Consider the following 24,630-nt stretch of genomic DNA (forward strand, 5'->3'; position numbering starts at 1 on the left):
AGGATTATTCGTTGACAGCACTTTTCGTTATAACCCAAGGCCACAATAACAAAGATCATCCAAAGATGACCCAAAGCAGTTTTCTAATTTGTTTTTCATTCGATAAAGCGTTGTAACAGGAGCAAGAGATGACCACCTATAACTTTTGTGCTGGCCCGGCTATGTTGCCGGTGGAAGTGATGCAACAAGCACAGGAAGAGTTGATCAACTGGCATGGTCGCGGCTGCTCCATTATGGAGATGAGTCACAGAGGCAAAGATTTTATGCAAGTTGCGGCTCAGGCAGAGCAGGACCTGCGCGATTTATTGTGCATACCAGCCAACTACAAAGTGCTGTTTATGCACGGTGGTGGCCGCGGTCAGTTTTCAGCTGTACCACTGAATTTAGCCAAAACCGGTGTCAGTGCAGATTATATAGTTTCAGGCGCCTGGTCTAAGGCTGCGGTTGAAGAAGCAGAGAAATTCACCGCCTTAAAAGCTCAGGCTATTCAGTTTAAGCAAGATGGTCTTCGCACTTTAGTACCGGCATCCGACTGGCAGTTGAACGACAATGCCAGCTTCGTGCATTTTTGCCCGAACGAAACAGTGGATGGCATGGAGTTTATCGACTTACCCAGCACCAAAGTGCCTTTAGTGGCCGATCTGTCATCCACCATCTTATCGCGTCATATTGACGTCAGCCGTTATGGTGTGATTTACGCCGGTGCCCAGAAGAATATTGGGCCCTCTGGTTTAACGCTTGCGATTGTGCGCGAAGACTTGTTACCGGCCAAAGGCAGCAGCATTCCGAGCGTTCTGGATTATCGTTTGGCCGCTGACAATGACAGTATGTTTAATACACCTCCTACTTATGCCTGGTATCTGGCCGGTTTAGTCTTCCAGTGGCTGAAACGTCAGGGTGGTGTAGAGGCGATGCAGCAGCTTAATGCCGTTAAAGCACAAACCTTGTATGGTTATATCGACCAAAGCGATTTTTATCGTAATGACGTAGCGCCACAATTCCGCTCATCGATGAACGTGCCGTTTTTATTAGGTGACGAAACGCTGAATGACTTGTTTGTCAGCGAAGCCGAAGCCAATGGTTTGTTGGCATTAAAAGGCCATCGTATGGTCGGCGGTATGCGCGCCAGTATTTACAACGCTATGCCATTAGAAGGCGTACAAACTTTAGTGACTTTTATGAAAGAATTTGAGCGGGTGCACGGCTGATGAAAACCTTAACCTTAGAGCCTATAGCTAAAGTGGAAGGCGTGGTGCATTTGCCTGGTTCAAAAAGCATTTCCAATCGCGCTTTATTACTGGCCGCTTTAGCCAAAGGCACAACCCGTATTACCAATTTGCTCGATAGCGACGACGTCAGCCATATGCTTAATGCCTTAACAGCACTTGGCGTACAGTTTTCGTTATCTGCGGATAAAACAGTGTGCGAAATTACTGGTGTAGCTGGCGTATTTCAGCATAAAGAGCCGTTAGAACTGTTTTTAGGCAATGCCGGCACAGCGATGCGCCCCTTAACTGCAGCTTTGGCAGTATCCAATGTTGATGTGACCTTAACAGGTGAGCCACGGATGTACGAACGTCCTATTGGCCATTTGGTGGATGCCTTGCTGCAGTGGAATGCTGATATTGAGTATCTGCAGCACAAAGACTATCCGCCGCTGCGTATTCGCGGTCAAGCGCTGGCTGGCGGTAAAATCAGTATTGATGGCTCAGTCTCCAGTCAGTTTTTAACTGCTGTGCTGATGGCTGCACCTTTGCTGTCAGGTGACAGCGAAATTGTCATTAGCGGCGAGTTGGTGTCTAAGCCTTATATTGATATTACCTTGGCCTTGATGGCTCGTTTTGGCGTGGCCGTCGAGAACAAGAACTATCAAAGCTTTGTCGTCAAAGGCAATCAGCAGTATCAGTCACCAGGTGATTTTCTGGTTGAAGGGGACGCATCTTCAGCCTCTTATTTCCTTGCCGCTGCTGCTATTAAAGGCGGCACCATTAAAGTCACAGGCATAGGCAAAAATGCAGTGCAGGGTGATATTCACTTTGCCGACGCTTTAGAAGCCATGGGTGCAACGGTCGATTGGGGGTATGACTACATTTCGGTTACCCGTAACCAACTCAAAGGCATAGACCGTGATTACAACGCTATTCCTGATGCAGCCATGACTATTGCGACCACAGCATTATTTGCACAAGGTCCAACAGCTATCCGCAATGTGTACAACTGGCGCGTGAAGGAAACCGACCGTCTGAATGCTATGGCGACAGAACTACGCAAAGTAGGTGCTGAAGTGGAAGAAGGTGAAGATTACATATTGATCACGCCACCAGCACAACTGAAACATGCCAGCATAGCCACCTACAACGACCACCGTATGGCCATGTGCTTCTCTTTGGTTGCGTTAAGTGACACTGCTGTGACCATTGAAGATCCGGATTGTACCCGCAAAACATTTCCTCAATACTTTGAAGTATTTAGCAAGTTAAGTACTTTGGCTTGAAAATAACGCGTAACCCAAATGGTTACGCGCTCCCTTTGATTAAACCGCGCTTTTTGTCATTTATTTCTGTATAATGCCGCATCTTTTTGTGTGTTCGACTGTTTTGGAGGCAGAATGCAACAAGCGCCGGTAATTACCATTGACGGACCAGGTGGCTCAGGGAAAGGCACTATTTGCCGTTTAGTTTCCCAAAAACTGGGCTGGCATCTGCTGGATAGCGGAGCGATTTATCGTGTATTAGCTTTAGCAGCTATCCATCACCAGATTGACCCTTCTGACGAAGAAGCCTTACAGCCTTTGGCTGCTCACCTTGATGTACAGTTTACCTGTGACGAACAAGGCAATACCCGCATTACGCTGGAAGGCGAAAATGTCACTCATACCATACGTACTGAAGAAGTAGGTTCTGTGGCCTCTAAAATTGCCTCTTTACCACGGGTACGTGAAGCTTTGTTACGCCGCCAACGTGCTTTTAAAGAAGCTCCTGGCTTAGTGGCAGATGGCCGTGATATGGGCACTGTGGTGTTTCCACAGGCAGAAGTTAAAATCTTTTTAACAGCCGATGCGTCAGAGCGCGCCAGACGGCGTTATTTAGAGTTGAAAGAAAAGGGCCATGATGTTAACATCGGCGACCTTTTGAGCGAAATACAGGCCCGTGACGAACGGGATATGAATCGCGCCGTAGCGCCATTAAAGCCTGCAAGCGATGCATACATGCTGGATTCGACCAATAAATCCATTGAACAAGTGTTGGACGAGGTTCTCAACGTCTGTAAAAAGTTGAACCAGGCCTAGACCTTCACGTTGGACAGCTTGTCGCAAGGAAGATGACAAGTTAACTTAGCAACCCCATGACACAGGACTGTGCGTGGAGCACTTAAACTGAAAAAGTGAATATGACTGAAAATTTTGCACTACTGTTTGAGGAAAGCCTCAAGACTATCGAAACTCGCCCTGGTTCTATCGTTAAAGGAACCATCGTTGCTATCCATAAAGACGTAGTACTGGTTGACGCCGGTCTGAAATCTGAAGCAGCAATCCCGGTTGAACAATTCAAAAACCTGGCTGGCGAGATTGAAGTGAGCGTTGGTGACATCATCGACGTAGCTCTGGACGCGGTAGAAGACGGTTTCGGTGAAACCTTATTATCTCGTGAAAAAGCTAAACGCCATGAATCCTGGGTTCGCCTGGAAAAAGCTTGTGAAGATAAAGTTACTGTTATCGGTATCATCACTGGCAAAGTTAAAGGCGGTTTCACTGTCGAAGTCGATGGTATCCGTGCATTCCTGCCTGGTTCATTAGTTGACGTGCGTCCGGTACGTGACACATTACACTTAGAACACAAAGAACTTGAGTTCAAAGTAATCAAATTGGATCAGAAGCGTAACAACGTGGTTGTATCACGTCGTGCTGTGATCGAATCTGAAAGCAGTGCTGAGCGCGATACACTGTTACAAAACTTAGAAGAAGGCATGGAAGTTAAAGGTATCGTTAAGAACCTGACTGACTACGGTGCATTCGTAGATTTAGGTGGCGTTGACGGTTTACTGCACATCACTGACATGGCTTGGAAACGTGTTAAACACCCAAGCGAAATCGTCAATGTTGGCGACGAAATCCCAGTTAAGGTTCTGAAGTTTGACCGTGAGAAACAACGTGTTTCTTTAGGTCTGAAGCAAATGGGTGAAGATCCATGGGCCGCTATCGCTTCACGTTACCCAGAAGGTGCTCGCATCACTGGTCGCGTAACTAACCTGACTGATTACGGCTGCTTCGTAGAAATCGAAGAAGGCGTTGAAGGTTTAGTACACGTTTCAGAAATGGACTGGACTAACAAAAACATCCACCCATCTAAAGTTGTTAACTTAGGTGATTCAGTGGAAGTTATGGTCTTGGAAATCGACGAAGAACGTCGTCGTATTTCTTTAGGTCTGAAACAATGTAAAGCCAACCCATGGGAAGAGTTCGCTAAGGGCTTCAACAAGGGTGACCGCGTATCTGGTAAGATCAAGTCAATCACTGACTTCGGTATCTTCATCGGTTTAGACGGTGGCATCGACGGTTTAGTACACCTGTCAGACATCAGCTGGAATTCAACTGGCGAAGACGCTGTACGTGAATTCAAGAAAGGCGACGAAGTACACGCAGTTGTGTTACAAGTTGACCCAGAGCGTGAGCGTATCTCTTTAGGCATCAAGCAATTAGACGAAGACCCGTTCAACGGCTACCTTGCTGATAACAAAAAAGGTGCTATCGTTAAAGGCAACGTAACTGCAGTTGACGCGAAAGGCGCTACTGTAATGCTGGAAGGTGGTGTTGAAGGTTACGTTCGCGTATCTGACATCGCTCGTGAGCGTATCGAAGACGCTACTACAGTATTAAAAGTTGGTGAAGAAGTAGAAGCTCGCCTGATGGGTGTTGACCGCAAAAACCGCGTAATCAGCCTGTCAATCAAAGCGAAATTCGAAGCTGAAGAAAAAGAAGCTATGGATACGATCAAAAAGCAGGATGATACTGATTTTGGTGGTAACGCTATGGCCGAAGCATTCAAAGCTGCTCAAAAAGCTGACTAATTGATGCTTGTATAGAAGGGCTGGAGCATTTGCTCCGGTCCTTCATTCTACTGATACAGCGGAGGGTCCATGACCAAATCTGAATTGATCGAAAAACTGTCTACTGATTTTTCTCATGTCCAGGTGAAAGACATCGAATCTTCAGTCAAAGAAATTCTGGAACAAATGGCCACCTCACTGGCGAATAACGAGCGTATCGAAATTCGTGGTTTTGGTAGTTTTTCTCTGCATTACCGCGCACCTCGTGTAGGTCGCAATCCAAAAACCGGCGATAAAGTGGAATTAGATGGCAAATACGTGCCTCATTTCAAACCGGGTAAAGAATTACGTGACCGGGTGAAAACTAACACCTGATCTCTTTTCAGCTAAAAAACGGGGTTGACGGAGTTTTGACCAGATTTTTTTATGTTGTATTTATTATTGCCCTGATTATTTTCGGGCTTATTCTGGGTTCCCTCAATCAGCAAGTTGCTGAATTTAATTATCTTATTGCAAAATCAGAACTCAGAGTGGTGGATATCGCCGCTCTGTTTTTAGTCTCTGGTTTTCTGCTTGGCCTGAGTGTGTCTATGGCCTTTATCCTGAAGGCAAAAACCAAAGGTTGGTTTGCTAAATCTTCAGATAAAACCTGACTCCTATGCTGGAACTGTTATTTCTGTTACTTCCTGTCGCCGCCGCTTACGGCTGGTTTATGGGCCGCAACAGCGAAAAACAAAAAGAGCTTAAGGGCAGGGCTTCTGTTACCAAAAACTTATCTTCAGGCTTAAATTTCCTGCTGACTGATCAGGAAGACAAAGCTATTGAGCAATTACTGCAATTGCTTGATGTGGAAGCCGCGACTATTGATACCTACCTGGCATTAGCTAATCTGTTCCGTCGTCGTGGCGACTGGGATAAAGCCATTCGTATTCATGAAAAATTACATCAGTTAAAGCTGCCGAAACAGCAGGCCCAAAAGATACAATTTGAGCTGGCCAAAGATTACTTTAGTGCGGGTTTATACGATAGAGCCGAGCCTTTATTAAGCGCTCTGGTGCAGGCCGAAAGCATTCGCGAAGCTGTTTTAAAACAATTGTTTAGCTTATTTACAGCCACTCACGAATGGCAAAAAGCCATGGATTTCCGTGCTGTAGTAGAACAGACAGATTCCCGTTCCTTACGTATTGGTGTGGCGAATTTTAGCTGTGAAGCCTGGCGTAAAGAACCGGCACCCAGCGATGCGTATCGCCAGTTGATCCAACGTTATCCGGTGTCCTTAAGGCCTAAATACGAACTGGCAAAAAAGCTGATTGCAGAAGAAGAATTCACCGAAGCGCGTGAGCTGTTGCTGGCCATACTTCAACAACGGCCACAATGGGCTGCAGAGTTATTGCCTTTAGTGCAACAAACAACTCCAGAACCAGCCGAGTGGCAACAACTACTTACTGAGCTGAGCCGCAAACATAAAAACATCAGCGCTATAGCTGAGTTGGCAGAGTTTTATGCGCAAGGCGAAAACCTGCAGCAGGCTGAAAATTTGCTGACGGATAAACTCAGGCAGCAGCCGAATATCCGCTTATTCTTAAAATTCATTCAAATCAGACGGTTGCAAGACCCGTCTGAGCCACATTTGGCTGAAATAGAACAAATGTTACAGGCTTATCTGGATACCAAAGTGCTGTATCATTGCCGCAATTGTGGTTTTAAAACCAAGCAACCTTATTGGCTCTGTCCGTCTTGCCAGCAGTGGGAAACGGTGGAGCCAATGACCGGCATTGACGGTCGCTGATCTGACAATAAAGAGAATTTGATGAATAACACCAGTCCTATAGTGGTCGCATTAGACTTCGAACAAAAATCCGCAGCAATGAATTTAGTCAGCCAACTTGACCCGGCTTTATGTCGCTTAAAAGTAGGTAAAGAGATGTTTACTCACTTTGGCCCTGACTTTGTCAAAGAGCTGCATCAGCGCAAGTTTGATGTGTTTTTAGACCTGAAATTTCACGATATTCCAAATACAGTAGCCAAAGCCGTCAAAGCCTCAGCCGATTTAGGTGTGTGGATGGTGAACGTACATGCATCTGGTGGCAGTCGTATGATGATTGCCGCCCGTGAAGCCTTAGAAAGCTTTGGTAAAGAAAAACCTCTGCTGATTGCTGTAACCGTATTGACCAGTATGGAGCAAAGTGATTTAGTGGAGCTGGGTATTAATTTAACGCCACAACAGCAGGTACTAAGACTGGCAGGGCTGGTTGATAAGTCCGGTTTGGATGGCGTGGTTTGTTCCGCACAAGAAGCTGTTGAATTAAAACAGCAATTTGGTAAAGAATTCTGCTTAGTGACCCCTGGTATTCGCCCATCTTTTGCCACTGCTGATGATCAAAAAAGGGTGATGACTCCAGCTGATGCATTAAAGGCTGGTGTAGACTATATGGTGATAGGGCGCCCAATTACCAAAGCAGCCGATCCGTTATCCGCTTTACAGCAAATCTACCGGGAGATTTACCCCGCGCATTAAGAAAAAAGGAGCTTTTATTTGGATGCAGTGAATTTAACAATCCTGGTTGCAGGGGCTCTGTTTTTCTCCAGTATCGTTGCTACTCTGATCTCGGCGCGCTTAGGTGCGCCTTTATTATTAATTTTCCTTGTCATTGGCATGCTGGCCGGTGAAGACGGTTTGCTGGGCATCAAGTTCGGCAATCCTGATGTCGCTCTGCTGATTGGCTCTATAGCTCTTGTGATTATTCTGTTTGATGGTGGTATGCGTACTCATCCGGACAGAGTTCGGGTAGTCTTAGCGCCAGCAGCGGTATTGGCCACTTTAGGTGTAGTACTGACCTGCGGCATTTTAGGTGTCGCAGCTTCTTATCTGTTTAATTTGACCTTGCTTGAAGGCTTACTGTTGGGCGCAATCTTAAGCTCAACTGACGCCGCCGCCGTATTTTCTATCTTCCAGTCTGCCGGCTTAAATATTAAAGAGCGGGTGGCATCCACATTGGAAATAGAGTCGGGTAGTAACGACCCTATGGCGGTCATGTTGACCTTTACATTGGTTGGCGTTTTAGCGGGCCAAAGTGAATTGAACTGGTCCTTGTCAACGGTATTCTTTCAGCAAGCCATAGTGGGCGCAGCAGTAGGTTATGGAGCAGGGCGCTTCTTTGTTTTGCTTTGCCGTAAACTGCCATTAAGCGCAGCGTTTTTTCCTTTACTGGCCGTCTCTTATGCACTGCTGATTTATGGCTTAACCAACCAATTTGGCGGCAGCGGTTTTCTGGCCGTGTATTTAATGGGCTTTTTAATAGGCAACGCCCGTTTACCCCAAATTCAGCAGATTTTACGCATGCACGACGGTTTAGCCTGGCTCAGTCAAATCATTATGTTTTTGATGCTGGGCTTATTGGTGACGCCAAGCAAACTGATGGAATATGCAATTCCTGCGCTGATATTGGCATTGGTGATGATCTTTATAGCCCGGCCTATAGCGGTGTTTTTAAGCCTGGTGCCATTTCATTTTCCAAAGAAAGATCAGGTATTTATCAGTTGGGTAGGGCTGCGAGGTGCAGTGCCTATTATTCTGGCGTTATTCCCATGGCTGGCCGGCGTGCCAAATAAAGATTTGTACTTTAACGTGGCGTTTTTCGTAGTAATTGTATCCTTGCTTATTCAGGGCTGGTCTATAGCGCCGGTAGCGCGCTGGTTGAAGCTTGAAGTACCACCAGAGCCAGGCCCGGATCACTCCATGACGCTCGATAGCGTCGACAGCAATGATTTGCTGCAAGTGTTGTCCTTTAAAGTCGGCAAAGGTTCACCTATTGTAGACAGCGACTGGCAACAACTGAATATGTCTCCCGATGTCAGCTACTTAGGTGTACTACGTAAAGGCGAATGGATCAAAGCCGAGCAAAGCCCAAGCTTTCAACTGAACGATATGCTGCTGGTACTAAGCAAAGCCAAAGATGTAAAAGCCGTCAGTGACAAAGTGTCCACTAGCGCAGAGCAAACCTCGTTGGATAAACTGGACTTCTTCGGTGACTTCGTATTAAACGGCGAAATCACCTTAAACGAGCTGGATGGCTTCTACAGCATTCAATTCACTGAAGACCAGGACCCAACCCAAAGCCTGTCCGAATACATCACCGAGAAATTCCACAGACGTGTGGTGGTTGGTGATCAGGTGCAGCTGGATCAGTTAGTACTGACAGTACGTCAAATCGACGACCACGACCAGATACTGCAGGTAGGTATTAAATCGGCCTAATCTATAGAAATCAGCCTTATGCCGGATAAATGGATTAAATCAGGTATAAGGCTTCTTAATGCCCTTTTTTTCATTTGAATGTAGCAAGCTTAGTAAGGTAATCATAATTATCGAATTTCAGATTCATATCGTATTCTATGTATTCTATATCTTTTTTGCTTGGCGCCTCTTCAAATGCAAATACATGACTGTCATTTGGTAAGTCACCATCATGATTGATATAGAAAATTCCTGATGCGGGCCTGCTTATTGTGTAAAACGGCATAATTCACCTCTAAATGAAGTGCCGGATGTTCGGCACGCAACAATAGTAACATCTCTTTTTATTTAATCAATTAACACAAAAAATAGAATGATAGTTTTTTGAATGAACAAGTTCATCACCAGTGAATACAATATTATTTGCGTTTATTTTTAACGATCATTATTTTTATTTGTTGTGCTTATATTAAAGCGAATAACTCAATGATAAATATTATATTATTCAGTTTTGAATTCCGGAAAGCCCTCTTACAAATCTATTCAAATAGTCGGCAGTGTGAATTAGCATTTTCATTTTTGGATCAGACTGCATAGCTTCAACTTTCGATTTTAACTCTGCAACTTTTCGCTGAGACTGAGCAGCAGACCATTTAAAACGCCAGATCAATGCAACGTCACCAGACGTACAACGGCCATGGGGCGTATTTAACCAGCCTTCAGAATCGATATACATATCACGCCAAGAGGGATGATAAGGCAGAGATCCTTTACAGTGAACCTGAAAATACCGGTTCGCTGTTGCAAGGGGTTCTCCGTCATACCAGCGGCGGCTTAGCCAATCCTAGCTTTTAGGATCTGTATAGGTTTTAGAAAAGGAGCTCGGTTTATCATTACGCGGTGTACCTTCAAATCGAGGTATAAACTTAAAGTGTTGCAAACGAATACCTGTGGGAACGAATAGATCTCTAGGTGGACGAACTGCAGAGATGGCCTGAGCTACGATCGTAGGTAACTGTTGTTCAAACTCTTTACCCATAGTGCATGCGAAAACCTGTAAATTAAGTAGCTTTCTGTTTGCCACATCATGATTAAAACTTACTGTGCAAGACTTTCCTCTGTGGTACTCATAGAGTCGTACACGACGATGAATTTCATTTTGAAGCGAAGTGTTATAGACCTGCATAGCATTGAAGCTTTTGACCTCGACAGATTTTTTGTCTGGATTAGCCTTATGCTCATAAAGCTTTTTAGAAACTGGTTTATTAGGTTCAACAACGTAGTGTTGAGCGAATAAGGGGAAGGCCACCAAAGTCATAAAACATATAAGTGAGCGATACACGTCTAGAGTTCCTTTCATTGATACATGCATCACCAATTTACAGTCTAAACCCATAGCAGTGCAACACGAGTTTGAAGTCAGTAGTTAGCTTAACATATTCAATTTAACATAATAATCATTATGCGACACATGATGCATTAGAGGAAAAGGGGATATTTATATATTTATCAATCAGATATCAGATTTTCACATGACTGTTATTCTGCTGCTTATCTGTTATTACTTTCGATATAAACCTCTATTTGCAGCGTTAAACTCGTTAATTAGAACACATGCCTAAGCTAGACAGGAAACCATACACATCAACGTCTATGGTTTCCTGATCAAGATAAAGATTAATTCCGTGAAATTAGTTTAATACCGCCATCGTAACATTCCGTTGTTTTGCCTGAATCTGATATCACCTGGATATGATCAAAGCCACCAGCTGGCGCTGACTTCTCCAGCAAGTCGGTAAAATCATCGGCTATGTCGCTGATTTCATCACCTTTTTGTTCTAAAGCTGCGAAATGTGGTCTGTGGCGTTCTGTGATTTCATGAATTTCTTCGGCTAATTTGTGCTGTTCAGCCATTTTGACTTTATCTATCCGAATACTATGCTCATCTTCCTGATGCACAAGATCGGAAAGCTCAGCCATACGGTCGCTGTGTTGCTCCATTTCAGCCTCAAACGCTTTTAAAGGTAAATGCAGCTCTTCCATTTGTTGCTCAACAGCTTCTAAGCGTTGGTAAGCTGCGAATTCTTCTGTGGTCATAGCGCGCTGCTGTATCACTTTGCAGTTTTTAATAAAAGCGATTTGTGCCGGTTTTGCCATAGAGCTCGTTACTGAGGTTTCAGCTTGAGCTGTACAGCCAACAGTGATTGCAATAGCGATGGATAACAAAGTGAAGGTAAATGATTTTTGGTATTTCATAGCAAGCTCCTGTGCTTCAGTTATTACTAAGTCGGAGCTGTTGAATAAATAGTTGGAAGAAAAAACAAAAAAAGTTGGTTTAATCGCTAAGGCATTGATTAAACCAACTTTTTATTTAGCTGACTTGAACGAAAAACACAGAAAACTTAATGGCCGATTTTAGTGACCACTTACGCGTTTATATTCACGGTATTCTGGCTTCCAGAAATTGCGTTCAATTTTTTGCAGTAATTCATCGTCACTGATTTCCAGTGCCAAACCTTGCTTTTGTGCAATTTTAGCCACTTCGAAGGCGATTTTTTTACTCAGCTCAGACAGTTCAGACAAAGCCGGCAGTAAGGATCCCTGCCCTGTATTGGCTAATGGCGACGCTGCAGCTAAGGTTTCGCTGGCAATACGTAACATATCATCGCTGATACGGCTGGCTTTCACAGCAACTACACCTAAACCAATGCCAGGGAAAATGTACGAGTTATTACACTGCGCAATGTGGTAAGTCTGGCCTTTGTAAGTCACAGGCTTAAATGGACTGCCGGTGGCGATAATCACTTTCCCATCTGTCCACTTGATCACTTGTTCAGGTGTCGCTTCCACTTGTTTTGAAGGGTTGCTTAACGGGAAAATAATTGGCAATTCACAGTGTTTCTTCATTGCTGTGATCACTTGTTCAGTGAACAAGCCTGGCTGGCCAGAGACACCAATTAAGATATCTGGTTTAGCGCAATTCATCACATCCAATAAAGAAGCGTATTCGCCACTGTATGCCCAGTCTGCCAAATCTGATGTTTTCTGCATCAGAGCTTGCTGGAAATCACGTAAATCCGTCATGCCTTCGGTTAACAAACCAAAACGGTCAACCATATAAACTTGTTTGCGGGCTGTTGCGTCATCCAGTCCTTCGGTTTTCATTTGACTGATGATTTGCTCGGCAATACCACAACCGGCAGAGCCTGCGCCGACAAAGACAACTTTTTGTGAAGATAACTTCATGCCTTTGCTATAACAAGCGGCTAATAACGAACCTACAGTGACAGCAGCTGTTCCTTGAATATCATCGTTAAAGCAGCAATACTCATCGCGGTAGCGTTTTAAAATAGGCATCGCATTTGGCTGAGCGAAGTCTTCAAACTGCACTAAAGCCTCAGGCCAACGGCGTTTTACCGCTTTCATAAACTGGTCGATAAAAGCGTCGTACTCTTCGCCGGTAATACGCTTATGTTTTGAACCCATATAAACCGGGTCATTCAGCAGTTTTTCGTTGTTAGTACCTACGTCCAGCATCACAGGTAAGGTATAAGCCGGGCTAATACCACCGCAGGCTGTATATAAAGACAACTTACCGATGGAAATACCCATACCACCCACGCCCTGGTCGCCTAAACCCAGCACACGTTCGCCGTCTGTAACTACTATCACTTTTACTTTTTTCTTAGTGACGCTACGCAGTATGTCATCCATATGCTCACGTTCACTGTAGGAGACAAAAATACCACGGGCGCTGCGGTAAATTGCGGAGAAACGCTCACAGGCGTCCCCTACTGTTGGCGTATAAATCACCGGGATCATTTCTTCCAGGTGCTCTTTTACCAGACGATAAAACAAGGTTTCGTTTTTATCGTGAATAGCACGCAGATAAATATGTTTGTTGATTGGCTCAGCAAAGCTGGAGTACTGCATATAAGCACGTGCCAGTTGCTGTTCAATAGTTTCGTAACGTGGAGGCAATAAACCAATCAGGTTAAAGGCGATACGTTCTTCTTTGGTGAAGGCGCTGCCTTTATTTAACAATGGAGTTTCTAATAAAGCTGGACCTGCGTAGGAGGTATAAAGAGGTTGTTTTGTACTCATGGGTATCTCTCGAAACTAGCCTGCTGGCTCAAATTGCCGCCGATCATAACAGGTCTGACTAAAGCGGCAACCTCACATTGGGTAAAGTGTTGTTAAATGACGATCATTTAACGCTGGTCAGACCTGAAATGCAGTATTTTCAGCCTTATCTTTTGAATTTTGTCTCCAGAATGACTGAAGAATTGGTGCGCTCTACCCCATCCAGATTGCCTATTTCATCCAGAATATGGCTCAATTGTTCAGTGCTTTGCGCCTGCACTACGGCTATTAGGTCGTACTCACCACTGATGGCGTATAACTCGGAAATCTGACTGATTTGTTTCAGCTCAACGTTGGTTTTTGTCGTCAGTTTTTGTCGTACTTTAATAGCCACATGAGCTGAAACCAACTGGCTTAAAAATGCACTGCCATATTCCAGTACATAACCTTTCACCACGCCGCTTTGCTCCAGCCTGTGCAGGCGGTTTTGTACCGTGCTGCGCGACACATTCAAGGCTCTGGCCAGGTCTGAAATACTGGCTCTGGCGTTACGGCGCAACATACCTAATAGTTTTTCGTCATCAGAACTTATCACTTTGCTCAATTGCCTTATCAAAATGACAGAATTAACTGCAATATTGTTGAATATGCTACTGCATATTGGTAAGTCTGGCCAATATAATAAGTAGAAATCCTTAGTTACCCCGCCATATCAAGGGGTAATCAACAAAAAGCATAAAGGCAGAACAACAATGCAAGTCAGCAGATCCTTATTCGATGAAGTGATGGTACCTAATTACGCACCGTCCGCAGTGATCCCGGTAAAAGGTTTAGGTTCAAGAGTCTGGGATCAGACTGGTCGTGAGTTTATTGACTTCGCAGGCGGCATAGCTGTGAACTGTTTAGGTCATTGTCACCCTGCTTTAGTCAGCGCTCTGAAAGACCAGGCTGACAAGTTATGGCATTTATCTAACGTCATGACCAATGAGCCAGCCCTTATTCTGGCGCAAAAGCTGGTCAACGCTACCTTCGCTGAAAAAGTTTATTTTGCGAACTCGGGCGCTGAAGCTAACGAAGCAGCTTTAAAACTGGCGCGTCGCTGGGCTAAAAATGAGTTTGGTGATCACAAAACCCAAATTATTGCCTTTAAACAAGGTTTCCACGGCCGTACTTTCTTCACAGTAACAGTAGGTGGTCAACCCGCCTATTCAGACGGTTTTGGTCCTAAACCTGCTGATATAGTGCATGCTGAATACAACAACTTAGCGAGTTTAGAAGCACTTATCTCCGACAACACTTGTGCTGTGATGCTAGAGCCACTGCAAGGTGAAGGCGGTATCATCAGTCCAACTGCAGAATTTATTCAGGGTGTGGCTGCTTTATGTAAAAAGCACAATGCGCTGATGATTTTTGATGAAGTGCAATCTGGTGTCGGCCGTACTGGTGAGTTGTATGCCTATATGGGCTTAGGCGTAGTGCCTGACATTCTGACTACCGCCAAAGCCTTAGGTGGCGGTTTTCCTATAGGTGCTATGCTGACAACCACTGCTATCGCTAAGCATTTAGTAGTGGGTACACACGGTTCTACTTATGGTGGTAACCCGTTGGCTTGTGCTGTAGGTATTGCTGCTTTTGATACAGTAAACACGCCTGAAGTTTTGAATGGCGTAAAACAGCGTGAGCAGTTATTCCGTGACGGTTTAAAGGCTATTAACGCTAAATACAATGTGTTCAGTGAAATTCGTGGCCAAGGTCTGTTAATAGGTGCTGCACTGAATGACAAGTACCAGGGCAAAGCCCGTGATTTTATGCTGGCAGCTGCTGATGAAGGTTTAATGATGTTAGTCGCAGGTTACAGCGTCATTCGTATGACTCCGTCGCTGGTTATTCCGGAAGCAGATATTGCCGAAGGTTTAAAACGTTTAGAAAAAGCTGTCGCTAAGATGATCCAGGCTTAAAAGCCGTTGAAGGGAGTTCGTAGATCTCCCTTACCTTATCAAGCAGCTACTACGCAGGAATACTAAATTTATGTTGTTGATCCGTCCTATCCGACAATCGGACTACCCTGTGCTGATGCAAATCGCTATTGAATCAGGTGCTGGTTTTACCTCTTTGCCGGTCAATGAGCAAAAATTGCAGGCGAAAATTGCCCGTTCTGAGCAAAGCTTCGCAACTGCCGTTGAGGCCATGGGCGATCAGGGGTATGTGTTTGTGTTGGAAGATACCAGCACAGGCGAAATTGTCGGCACTTCAGGTATTGAAGCCTCAGTTGGCCTGGAAAACCCTTTGTACCATTTTCATAAAAGTACGGTAGTGCACCACTCCAAAGAGCTGGATGTATTTAAACAAGTTGAAGTGTTGACCATGTGTAATGACTACACCGGTGTCTCTGAAATTTGTACGCTGTTTTTACGCGAGCCTTACCGTCAGGGCTTAAATGGCCGCTTTTTATCCAAAGTCCGGTTTTTGTTTATGGCTGAGCACCCAAAGCGTTTCTCCAAAATGGTGATCGCAGAAATGCGTGGTGTGGCCGATGACTCGGGTTTACCACCGTTTTGGAAATGGCTGCAGTCGTATTTCTTCAGCATCGACTTCCCTACCGCCGATTATATGATTGGTGTCGGTAATAAAGGTTTTATCGCCGATCTAATGCCTCGTCATCCTATTTACGTCAGCTTGTTGCCGGAATCTGCCCAGCAAGTCATAGGTGAGGTGCATGAAAACACTAAACCTGCTTTGGCGCTTTTAGAAAACGAAGGTTTTTTCCACCGTGGTTATGTCGATTTATTTGACGGTGGCCCAACGGTCGAGTGCCAGTTAAAACAAATTAAATCAGTGCGCAACAGCCATAAAATTAAAGTGCTGGTGGCGCCTGTTGAAGGTAACGCAACCCTTGCTGTTTGTAATACTCAAACCGCTAATTTCCGCGCTGTATTTAGCAAAAATGCAGCACTGAATGACAATCATGAACTGGTGATTAGTCCTGAATTAGCAGAAGCTCTGATGGTCAGCAATGGCGATTTCGTGCGTTACCTTTCCTTAGAAAAGGCAGTGAAATGATAGAACTTACTACAAAAACAGCAGTGCAGTTTATCGAAGGTCAATGGCAAGCCGGTTTTGGTTTAGCGTTTCAGTCTGTAAACCCTGCAACGGGTCAAGTGATCTGGCTAGGCAACAGTGCTGATGAAGCACAAGTGCATCAGGCATTAATAGCTGCTCGACAGGCTTTTTATGGCTGGTCGGCGTTATCTCTTGCAGAGCGCCTGGTGGTGATTGAAAAATTTGCTGCCTTACTGCAAGAAAACACTGAAACCATGGCTCGTACTATTGCTGAAGAAACCGGTAAAGCCTTATGGGAAAGCCGTACTGAAGTAGCAGCCATGATAGGTAAAATTGCGATATCAAAACGCGCCCATGAAGAACGCACCGGCACAGTAGAAAACCCTATGCCTGGCGCCAAAGCCTTTATCCGCCATAAACCTCATGGTGTGGTTGCAGTATTTGGCCCTTATAACTTCCCGGGCCATTTACCAAATGGTCATATAGTGCCAGCGCTCATTGCCGGTAATGTTGTGGTATTTAAGCCATCTGAGCTGACACCAAAAGTAGCCGAATACACTGTGCAGTTATGGCAACAGGCTGGTTTACCAGCAGGTGTACTGACGTTACTGCAAGGTGAAGTGGCAACGGGCAAAGCTTTGGCTGCTCACCCTCAGTTAGATGGTTTGTTTTTTACTGGAAGCTCGGGCACAGGCCACTATCTGCATCAACAGTTTGCCGGTCAGCCAGGTAAAATTCTGGCTTTGGAAATGGGCGGTAATAACCCGCTGATTATCAAAGATGTGGCCAATGTAAAAGCAGCTGTGCATGACATTATTCAGTCGGCTTTTATCAGTTCTGGCCAGCGCTGCACCTGTGCGCGTCGTTTGTTTGTACCAAATACCGCCAATGGTGATGCCATTTTGGCAGAGCTGGTGGCTGCCACTAAAAATATCAAGGTTGCCGACCCTTTTGCCACAGAACAACCTTTTTACGGTGCTATGATTTCTGCTAAAGCCGCAGAAGGTATGGCCAAAGCTCAGCAACAGCTGGTGAGTATGGGCGCTAAAGTACTAGTCGAACTCACTTTGCCTGAAGCTCATGGTGCTTATGCCACGCCAGGCATTCTGGATGTGACAGGTGTAAACGGCATTCCGGACGAAGAACATTTTGGCCCGCTGTTAAAGGTTTATCGTTACGATGATTTTGAGCTGGCTATTCAGGAAGCCAATAACAGCAAATACGGCTTATCTGCAGGTTTACTGGCCGATTCAGCTGACGATTATCAGCTGTTTTTTAAGCAGATCCGTGCAGGCATAGTCAACTGGAACAAACCTATTACCGGAGCTTCCAGCGCTGCACCTTTTGGTGGTATTGGCGCCAGCGGCAACCACAGAGCCAGTGCTTATTATGCCGCCGATTATTGCGCTTACCCTGTGTCTTCAGTAGAAGCAGATCAGGTGGTATTGCCAGCAACCTTAAGCCCGGGTTTAGTACTGTAAAGCTGAACCAGATCAACATAATAAGCTGGCAAGCTCGCTACACTTGTCAGCTAGAACACCATAATCAACAGAGCAGGACCCGTTATGCATACTGATGTGAAAGAACTGTTTAACCAACTTTGGGCTAACTACTTAGAAGTCACTCCTTCTGCAAAAAAAATTCACGCTATTTTAGGCTCATCGCAACAGGATGATGTGATTAATGATCACATAGCTTTACGTACTTTTAATATCGAAAAAGTAAGCCTTGAAAAATTGGCTGCTCACCTGTTGGCTTTAGGTTATACCGAAGGCGGCGAATACCACTTTGAAGCGAAAAAGCTGTACGCCAAACACTTTGAGCATAAAGACCCAACTCTGCCGAAGGTCTTTATCTCCGAGCTGCTGTTAGAAAAATGCTCCGCGGAGCTGCAGAGCATAGTACGTAAACTGGTTGATCAAATCCCTGAATCGGCAGTGACCGCAGATAACTTCCTCTACTCAGGCCGTCACTGGACTATTGATCAGCAAAGCTATGAAACTTTGTTGGCCGAAAGTGAATACGCCGCCTGGATGTCAGTCTGGGGTTACCGTGCTAATCACTTTACGGTCAGCGTCAATGCACTGAATAACTATGAAACCTTAGAGTCGGTGAATCAGGCATTAAAAGATGCAGGTTTTCCATTAAACACCTCAGGTGGTGAAATCAAAGGCACGCCAGAAGTCTTGTTGGAACAGTCTTCAACTTTAGCAGACGAAGCACCGGTTCAATTCACTGATGGCACTCGCAACATCCCTAGTTGCTTCTATGAATTTGCCCGTCGTTACCCTATGGCCAACGGCCAACTGTACGGTGGTTTTGTTGCGGCTTCTGCGGATAAGATTTTCGAAAGCACCAACGTGCGTTAACAGGCTCTGTTCATTCTGACGACTAAAGGCTGGATAAGTATCCGGCCTTTATTTTTTCCCAATAGATCCCTGCAGCTTCAGCCCGATAACCTTGAGATAAAACATTCATAAAACCATGAGGATATGGCTCAAGGCTTTGTTTTACATTGGCTTTATCTGCTAATACACTCATCAGTTCCGACACTGAAAAATGTGTTTCTTCGGCAAATATCAACTCTGTTGGGTATAAAGGCTGAAGATGAGTCATGTGTCTGATTTGGCCGCCATAAAAACCAACACAATGCTTGATAGTTAAATGCTCCAGAATCAGATTCGCCCAGCAGGCTGCAGCACCGGCGCTAAAACCCACTAAAAATACCGGCCCTGTCTGTGCTTTAAGCACCTCGCCCACCTTATTGCAGTACGCCTCTATGCCGCCATGATCCAGAAAATACTGATAGGCCTCTTTGTCATCAGCGAACGCAGGAGGCTGATGTTTATAAGGCTGCACACAAATATGGGTGCAACCCAGCTTATCAAACTGCGAAAGAACTTCAGGTTGGGCACCAAAGATATCCGTCGCTATCACCAGTTGCATCTAGTGTCCTTAGCGAAACAAATTAACCGGAAGTTTTAAATACACAGTGCCATTATCTTCTGCCGCCGGGAACTGCCCTGCCCGCACATTCACCTGCACCGAAGGTAAAATCAACTTTGGCATGCTCAGGGTTTTGTCTCTGGTCGTACGCATAGTGACAAAGTCCTGCTGACTGGTGCCTTGTTTTAGGTGGATATTCTGCTGTTTTTGCGCTGCTATTGTGGTTTCACAAACAAAGGCATCACGCCCTGGCGCTTTGTAATCGTGACATAAAAACATCCGGGTTTGATCCGGCAGTTGATAGAGTTTTTGCACTGAATTAAACAAAGTGACTGCGTCACCGCCCGGGAAATCACAACGGGCCGAACCATAATCAGGCATAAACAAAGTATCGCCGACAAAAACCGCATCTCCTATGCAGTAACTGACACAAGCAGGCGTATGACCTGGAGTATGCAGTACAGAGCAGTTGATGGTTCCCAACATAAACTCTTCGCCATCAGCAAATAGTTTGTCAAAAGCTGAACCGTCTGTTTTTAAATCTTTGAGGTTAAATACCTGACCAAACAGCTGTTGTACTTCTGTGATACCTGAACCTATCGCAATACGACCGCCCAGCTGCTGCTTCAAAAATGGTGCAGCGGATAAATGGTCGGCATGGACATGAGTTTCTAAGAGCCATTGCACCGTCAGGTTATGTTCTTTCACCTCAGCTATGATTTGCTGTGCGAACTTAGTGCAGGTAGACCCTGAAGCTGCGTCAAAATCCAATACAGGATCGATAACTGCAGCCTCTTTGCTCACGGGATCCCAAACCAGATAACTGTAGGTAAAGCTTTGAGGTTCAAAAAAAGCATGGACAACAGGCTGTTGCATAAATCACCGCTATTCGTGGGCAGGCCAAATTCAGGCTTATAGTAGCAAAGCTTTTTCATTCCAGAAAGATATAAGCTTATTACCTAAAAATTTATACCTGCGTATTAAACAACCACTCACAGATCCAGCGTCTGATTTGTCATAATTTTGCAATCGCCCGTCTCTACTCTGCCTGTGCCTGAAACTTAGTGGAGATAGGAGTTGTATGAATATCGCCAGAAAATTAACCCTCGGAGCTGGTGTGTTGACTGTGATGGCGGTGATTTTATCTGCCAGCACCAGTGGTTTATTAGCTTTAAAAGATAGCTCTGACGCAGTACATCAAAGTGCAGAACAGCAATTTCAGGCCCTGGCAGCAAGCAGACACACCATGCTGCACACCCAACTCGACAGCCAACAGCAATTACTCAATGCACTGGCACATAATCGCCTGACACAAGAAGCTATTTACAGCTTTAAGAACCCTTTTGTGTCCTACCGTTATGAAGTTTCAGCCCCTAACCTGGATGGGCTGAAACAACAGATGGGCGACTGGTACAACACTAAGTATCAGCCTTATTTTCAGGCTCAAACTCAAGGCTTGTCAGTTAATACCAATGAGTGGCTGGAAAAATCCAAATTTGAAACCTTATTGCTGCAAAAATTCTATGTAGCCGAAAACCCACAACCTTTGGGCAAGCAGCAGTTGCTGGAGGATCGCAGTGATGGTTCTGTTTATGGTCAGCAACATAAAAAATATCACAGCAGTTTTAAAGAAATAGTCGACCGTTACGGTTTTCAGGATTTAATGCTGGTCGATGCCAACAGTATGGACGTGTTGTATAACGTCAACAAAGGTCCGGTGTTTGCCAGTAATTTACAAAGCGGTGCTTTTGCCAACACTGAACTGGCAACCTTAGCCAAGAACTTAAAACAAAAACCTAAAGCAGGTTTGCAGATCTCTGCTATCACAGCCTTTAGCGGCGCTTTTTCGCAACAAGTGTTGTTTTTTGGCGTACCAGTGTTTCATCCTAACAGTGCTGACACTCCAATCGGATTCTTAATAGCTCAGTATCCGGTCAGTCGTTTTACAGATTTGATGACCGGAAATCAAAAGTGGCAGGATTTAGGTTTAGGCGAAACCGGCGATTTGTATCTGGTTGACCAGGATCACAAACTGGTGACTGAATTAAGGCCTTATCTGACGGATAAAAGCCGCTTTGCTGCCGACTATCCGGAATTTAAGGCCGGACCTTATGGTTTAGGTGGTCATAGCATATTAAAACTGCCCCAAATTGACGCTGCGCTGGCTGGCCAATCCGGAGTAGCTGAAGCTGAAGATTACCGGGGTGTCGATTCATTAATCAGCTGGCGCCCTCTGCAGATAGGTCAGCAGCAGTATGCGCTTATTGTGCAGCAGGATTTATCTGAAAGTATGGCGGCCGTCAGTACCATCAGAACCAACCTGGTTCTGAGCACCCTGCTCTCTGTACTCTTGCTTGGAATACTGGTGGTGCTGCTGGTTTATGTCTTAGCGCGACGTTTTGCCAGACCTATGTTGGCACTGCACCAACGTATCGAAGCTTCTGCCCAGTCTCATGATCTGACAGTGCGCTTTGATTTACAGTCTAAAGATGAGGTGGCGGATATTGGCGCTGCGTTGAATACACTCTTTGGCGCTTTTAGGTCGCTGGTGGCAAAACTATCAAGCACCTCTGAACAAAGTGCTTCAGCGGCCACTCAAAATTTGCAAATTAGCCTGGAATGTCAAAACTCAGCGATGCAACAAGGTGCGGCTATCAGCCATTTGCTGCAGCAATCTCAAAGTCTGGATCAGCAACTGCAACATTCAGCGGAGCAGTTACGTCGTTCAGCCAGTCAGGCGAATCATGCCAACCAACAGGCTGACTCTGGTTATCAGGCGGTGGATCAGGTCGCAAGTTCAATGCGTCATCTGGCCGAGCAAGTCAGTTCATCCAGTCAGAGCATGGACCATTTACGCTCTGCCGCCACAGATATAGTGACAGTGCTTGATACCATCAAAGGCATTTCAGAACAAACGAACCTTTTGGCGCTGAATGCTGCAATCGAAGCTGCCCGGGCTGGTGAACATGGCCGTGGCTTTGCGGTCGTGGCCGATGAAGTACGACGTTTATCAGGCAGTACCCGTCAGGCCACAATGGAAATTCAACATATGCTGGACCGTTTAATGAGCACAGTAGATGAAACTGCGCTGGACTTAGCGAAAGAGCGACAAAGTGCAGAACTTTGTGTCACAGGCTCCGAGCAGGCGTTACATGCTTTAGAAGAGATTAAACAACTGATTGCAGAGGTCAGCACTGATACCACAAAGATAGCCCAGGCCAGTGAGCAACAATACCAACACAATCAACAAATGCGTGATGAACTGACCGCTGTGCAAGCTTTAGCAGCTCATACCGAACAAGCGATGGCCGAATTAAACATGACGGCAAAACAGCAGGAAAAACTGGCTGCTGAATTACTAAGTAACGCCAGAACCTTCCGGGTTTAAATCCTGAGCATGAAAAAAGCCCCTGTGGACGCAGGGGCTTTTTTATAACTATTTACTGATTAGCCTTCAAAGGAGCGGCTTTGTAGTGCATGAATACGTTTATCCAGCGGCGGGTGGCTCATAAAAAGCTCTGAAGCAGCTGGTTTAGTCGCCAGACCAAAAGCCGTCATTGAGCCTTGTAACTGACTTTCATGATTGCCCTTCAAACGTTGTAATGCGGCGACCATGTTTTCTGCACCTACTAAACGTGCTGCACCGGCATCGGCCTTATATTCACGTTGACGGGAAAACCACATCACAATGATGCTGGCCAGTACACCAAAGATCATTTCCAGTACAAACACAGTGATCATATAACTGATACCGCCACCCTGACTTTCTTCTTCATCATTGGAGCGGAAAAAGTTATCAATAATGCCGGCTACAACCCGGGCAAAGAAAATAACGAAGGTATTCACAACACCCTGAATAAGCGTCAGCGTCACCATATCGCCGTTGGCGACGTGAGAGACTTCGTGCGCTAACACAGCTTCGGCTTCCTGCTGTGTCATCGCATGTAATAAACCCGTACTAACAGCCACCAAGGCATTATTACGGCTCATGCCCGTGGCAAAGGCATTAATTTCCGGTGAGTCGTAAATCGCCACTTCAGGCATACCAATACCAGCTTGTTTTGCCTGACGTTGCACAGTGCTGACCAGCCAGTGTTCAGTGGCATTCGACGGCTCTGTGATCACCACAGCTCCTGTCGAACGTTTTGCCATCCACTTGGACATAGCTAAAGAAATAAAAGAGCCACCAAAACCAAACACAGCAGCAAATATCAACAAGCCACCCATGCTGCGGTTATCTATACCAAAAACTTTAAACACAATACTCAAAACGATACTCAGCACTAACATCACAGCTAAGTTCGTGATTAAAAATAGCACTATACGTTTCATACCAACCTCTGTAATTCGGAAAACTGCTAAGTTCAAAACGGTTGTTGCTAAAAAGGCCCCTGTTTCATTGCTGTAACAGAGGCAAAGGGCGGATTAATTACCACAACAAGTACGTATTGGTTCTGCCCACCCCAACATCAGCATTTCGGCTCTTTGCGGGGTTATTCAGGGAACGCTGAGATAATAAGCTGGACAAGATAGTAAGGTAAAATCGAATATAACTGCCATTATGGTAGTTTTATACTGATAATTATCAGGTTGCGGATTTGTTTATCAGACCAAACGAAAAAAGCCTGTCAGGAGCGAACCGGACAGGCTTTGGTATCATTAAAAATGCTGTAGTGTGGTTTAACCTAACAGGCTTCTGAGCATCCAGGCATTTTTTTCATGCACCTGCATACGCTGCGTTAATAAATCCAGCGTAGGCTCGTCTGAGGCTTTATCTGCTACAGGCACTATAGAACGTGCTGTCTTTGCCAAAGCTTCCTGGCCTTTCACCAGATCTTTGATCATGTCCTGAGCATTCGGAATACCATCGGCTTCTTTAATGCTGGTCAGTTTGGCGAATTCTTTATAAGAACCTGGCGCAAACTCACCTAAAGCACGAATACGTTCTGCAATTAAATCGACGGCCAAAGCCAGCTCAGTGTACTGAGTTTCAAATAAAACATGCAGAGTCTGGAACATAGGGCCTGTCACGTTCCAGTGATAGTTGTGAGTCTTCAGATACAGAGTGTAAGTGTCAGCCAGTAAAGTCGCTAAACCATGCACTATGGCTTTACGATCATCGTCTTCAATACCAATATTAATTTTCATAAGAAACTCCGTGTTGCTGAAATAACGCTGTAACCCTAACACAGATAAAGCGGAACGCTCAATTAGACAAAGGGTTAAGCTGTTATAGATCAATGGGATTGAATAAAGAG

Annotated in this window: 22 protein-coding genes and 1 pseudogene; 14 read left to right on the forward strand and 9 right to left on the reverse strand. The window is 45.2% G+C overall.

The window, feature by feature from the left end; translation table 11 throughout:
* Positions 1–128 precede the first annotated feature (128 nt).
* The 9 genes and pseudogenes from serC to P3C17_RS19465 all read left to right on the forward strand — a co-directional run bounded on the left by serC (position 129) and on the right by P3C17_RS19465 (position 9,304).
* Positions 129–1,208 (forward strand): 3-phosphoserine/phosphohydroxythreonine transaminase, encoded by a 1,080-nt coding sequence (gene serC, locus P3C17_RS19425; protein WP_300930970.1) that lies wholly within the window; start codon positions 129–131, stop codon positions 1,206–1,208.
* On the forward strand, positions 1,208–2,494 hold the full coding sequence (gene aroA / locus P3C17_RS19430; protein ID WP_300930971.1) for a 3-phosphoshikimate 1-carboxyvinyltransferase: 1,287 nt from the start codon (positions 1,208–1,210) through the stop codon (positions 2,492–2,494). Before serC ends, aroA begins: the two co-directional genes overlap by 1 nt.
* 114 nt (positions 2,495–2,608) lie before the next feature.
* A complete protein-coding gene (gene cmk, locus P3C17_RS19435; RefSeq protein ID WP_233007132.1) occupies positions 2,609–3,289 on the forward strand; it encodes a (d)CMP kinase in 681 nt (226 codons plus the stop codon).
* Between the two features lie 101 nt (positions 3,290–3,390).
* Positions 3,391–5,046: pseudogene (rpsA, locus tag P3C17_RS19440) on the forward strand (30S ribosomal protein S1); the annotation flags it as partial.
* Between the two features lie 90 nt (positions 5,047–5,136).
* The gene (gene ihfB, locus P3C17_RS19445; RefSeq protein ID WP_008899011.1) at positions 5,137–5,421 is read left to right on the forward strand and encodes an integration host factor subunit beta; all 285 of its coding nucleotides are present in this window, start codon (positions 5,137–5,139) and stop codon (positions 5,419–5,421) included.
* Between the two features lie 35 nt (positions 5,422–5,456).
* A complete protein-coding gene (locus P3C17_RS19450) occupies positions 5,457–5,699 on the forward strand; it encodes a lipopolysaccharide assembly protein LapA domain-containing protein (protein WP_300930972.1) in 243 nt (80 codons plus the stop codon).
* Positions 5,700–5,704: 5 nt separating this feature from the next.
* Positions 5,705–6,835 carry an N-acetylglucosaminyl transferase gene (locus tag P3C17_RS19455; protein ID WP_300930973.1) on the forward strand — a complete coding sequence of 377 codons (1,131 nt, stop codon included), beginning with the start codon at positions 5,705–5,707 and terminating at the stop codon, positions 6,833–6,835.
* A 21-nt stretch (positions 6,836–6,856) separates the two neighbouring features.
* On the forward strand, positions 6,857–7,564 hold the full coding sequence (gene pyrF / locus P3C17_RS19460) for an orotidine-5'-phosphate decarboxylase (protein WP_300930974.1): 708 nt from the start codon (positions 6,857–6,859) through the stop codon (positions 7,562–7,564).
* 27 nt (positions 7,565–7,591) lie between these two features.
* Positions 7,592–9,304 (forward strand): potassium/proton antiporter, encoded by a 1,713-nt coding sequence (locus tag P3C17_RS19465; RefSeq protein ID WP_300931007.1) that lies wholly within the window; start codon positions 7,592–7,594, stop codon positions 9,302–9,304.
* A 484-nt stretch (positions 9,305–9,788) separates the two neighbouring features.
* Here P3C17_RS19465 and P3C17_RS19470 read toward each other — a convergent pair whose 3' ends face one another.
* The 5 genes from P3C17_RS19470 to P3C17_RS19490 all read right to left on the reverse strand — a co-directional run bounded on the left by P3C17_RS19470 (position 9,789) and on the right by P3C17_RS19490 (position 13,961).
* Positions 9,789–10,019, reverse strand: coding sequence for a hypothetical protein (locus P3C17_RS19470; RefSeq protein ID WP_300930975.1), 231 nt, complete (start codon positions 10,017–10,019; stop codon positions 9,789–9,791).
* Positions 10,020–10,127: 108 nt separating this feature from the next.
* Positions 10,128–10,643 carry a hypothetical protein gene (locus P3C17_RS19475; protein WP_300930976.1) on the reverse strand — a complete coding sequence of 172 codons (516 nt, stop codon included), beginning with the start codon at positions 10,641–10,643 and terminating at the stop codon, positions 10,128–10,130.
* 317 nt (positions 10,644–10,960) lie between these two features.
* Positions 10,961–11,539 carry a hypothetical protein gene (locus tag P3C17_RS19480; protein ID WP_300930977.1) on the reverse strand — a complete coding sequence of 193 codons (579 nt, stop codon included), beginning with the start codon at positions 11,537–11,539 and terminating at the stop codon, positions 10,961–10,963.
* 159 nt (positions 11,540–11,698) lie between these two features.
* Entirely contained in the window at positions 11,699–13,387 is a 1,689-nt protein-coding gene (locus P3C17_RS19485) for an NAD-dependent malic enzyme (RefSeq protein WP_300930978.1), read from the reverse strand.
* 145 nt (positions 13,388–13,532) lie between these two features.
* Positions 13,533–13,961, reverse strand: coding sequence for an Lrp/AsnC family transcriptional regulator (locus P3C17_RS19490; protein ID WP_233081740.1), 429 nt, complete (start codon positions 13,959–13,961; stop codon positions 13,533–13,535).
* 157 nt (positions 13,962–14,118) lie between these two features.
* Here P3C17_RS19490 and P3C17_RS19495 point away from each other — a divergent pair, with 157 nt between their 5' ends.
* The 4 genes from P3C17_RS19495 to P3C17_RS19510 all read left to right on the forward strand — a co-directional run bounded on the left by P3C17_RS19495 (position 14,119) and on the right by P3C17_RS19510 (position 18,795).
* Entirely contained in the window at positions 14,119–15,324 is a 1,206-nt protein-coding gene (locus P3C17_RS19495; protein ID WP_300930979.1) for an aspartate aminotransferase family protein, read from the forward strand.
* A gap of 70 nt (positions 15,325–15,394) precedes the next feature.
* Positions 15,395–16,426, forward strand: coding sequence for an arginine N-succinyltransferase (astA, locus tag P3C17_RS19500; RefSeq protein WP_300930980.1), 1,032 nt, complete (start codon positions 15,395–15,397; stop codon positions 16,424–16,426).
* A complete protein-coding gene (gene astD, locus P3C17_RS19505; RefSeq protein WP_300930981.1) occupies positions 16,423–17,907 on the forward strand; it encodes a succinylglutamate-semialdehyde dehydrogenase in 1,485 nt (494 codons plus the stop codon). The genes astA and astD overlap by 4 nt, the downstream gene beginning before the upstream one ends.
* 84 nt (positions 17,908–17,991) lie before the next feature.
* Entirely contained in the window at positions 17,992–18,795 is an 804-nt protein-coding gene (locus tag P3C17_RS19510) for a DUF1338 domain-containing protein (protein WP_300930982.1), read from the forward strand.
* 22 nt (positions 18,796–18,817) lie between these two features.
* Here P3C17_RS19510 and P3C17_RS19515 read toward each other — a convergent pair whose 3' ends face one another.
* Together P3C17_RS19515 and P3C17_RS19520 are read right to left on the reverse strand one after the other, a co-directional pair.
* Positions 18,818–19,372 carry a dienelactone hydrolase family protein gene (locus P3C17_RS19515; protein WP_300930983.1) on the reverse strand — a complete coding sequence of 185 codons (555 nt, stop codon included), beginning with the start codon at positions 19,370–19,372 and terminating at the stop codon, positions 18,818–18,820.
* A gap of 9 nt (positions 19,373–19,381) precedes the next feature.
* The gene (locus tag P3C17_RS19520) at positions 19,382–20,248 is read right to left on the reverse strand and encodes an MBL fold metallo-hydrolase (protein ID WP_300930984.1); all 867 of its coding nucleotides are present in this window, start codon (positions 20,246–20,248) and stop codon (positions 19,382–19,384) included.
* A 205-nt stretch (positions 20,249–20,453) separates the two neighbouring features.
* Here P3C17_RS19520 and P3C17_RS19525 point away from each other — a divergent pair, with 205 nt between their 5' ends.
* A complete protein-coding gene (locus P3C17_RS19525) occupies positions 20,454–22,760 on the forward strand; it encodes a methyl-accepting chemotaxis protein (protein WP_300930985.1) in 2,307 nt (768 codons plus the stop codon).
* 59 nt (positions 22,761–22,819) lie between these two features.
* Here the strand turns inward: P3C17_RS19525 and htpX are convergent, their stop codons facing one another.
* Together htpX and P3C17_RS19535 are read right to left on the reverse strand one after the other, a co-directional pair.
* On the reverse strand, positions 22,820–23,704 hold the full coding sequence (htpX, locus tag P3C17_RS19530) for a protease HtpX (RefSeq protein WP_233080856.1): 885 nt from the start codon (positions 23,702–23,704) through the stop codon (positions 22,820–22,822).
* Between the two features lie 348 nt (positions 23,705–24,052).
* Positions 24,053–24,520, reverse strand: a complete 468-nt coding sequence (locus P3C17_RS19535; RefSeq protein WP_233080857.1) for a Dps family protein — start codon at positions 24,518–24,520, stop codon at positions 24,053–24,055.
* Between the last annotated feature and the right edge of the window lie 110 nt (positions 24,521–24,630).

Origin of the sequence: Rheinheimera sp. 1928-s (assembly GCF_029269265.1) — a bacterium.
Classification (GTDB): domain Bacteria; phylum Pseudomonadota; class Gammaproteobacteria; order Enterobacterales; family Alteromonadaceae; genus Pararheinheimera.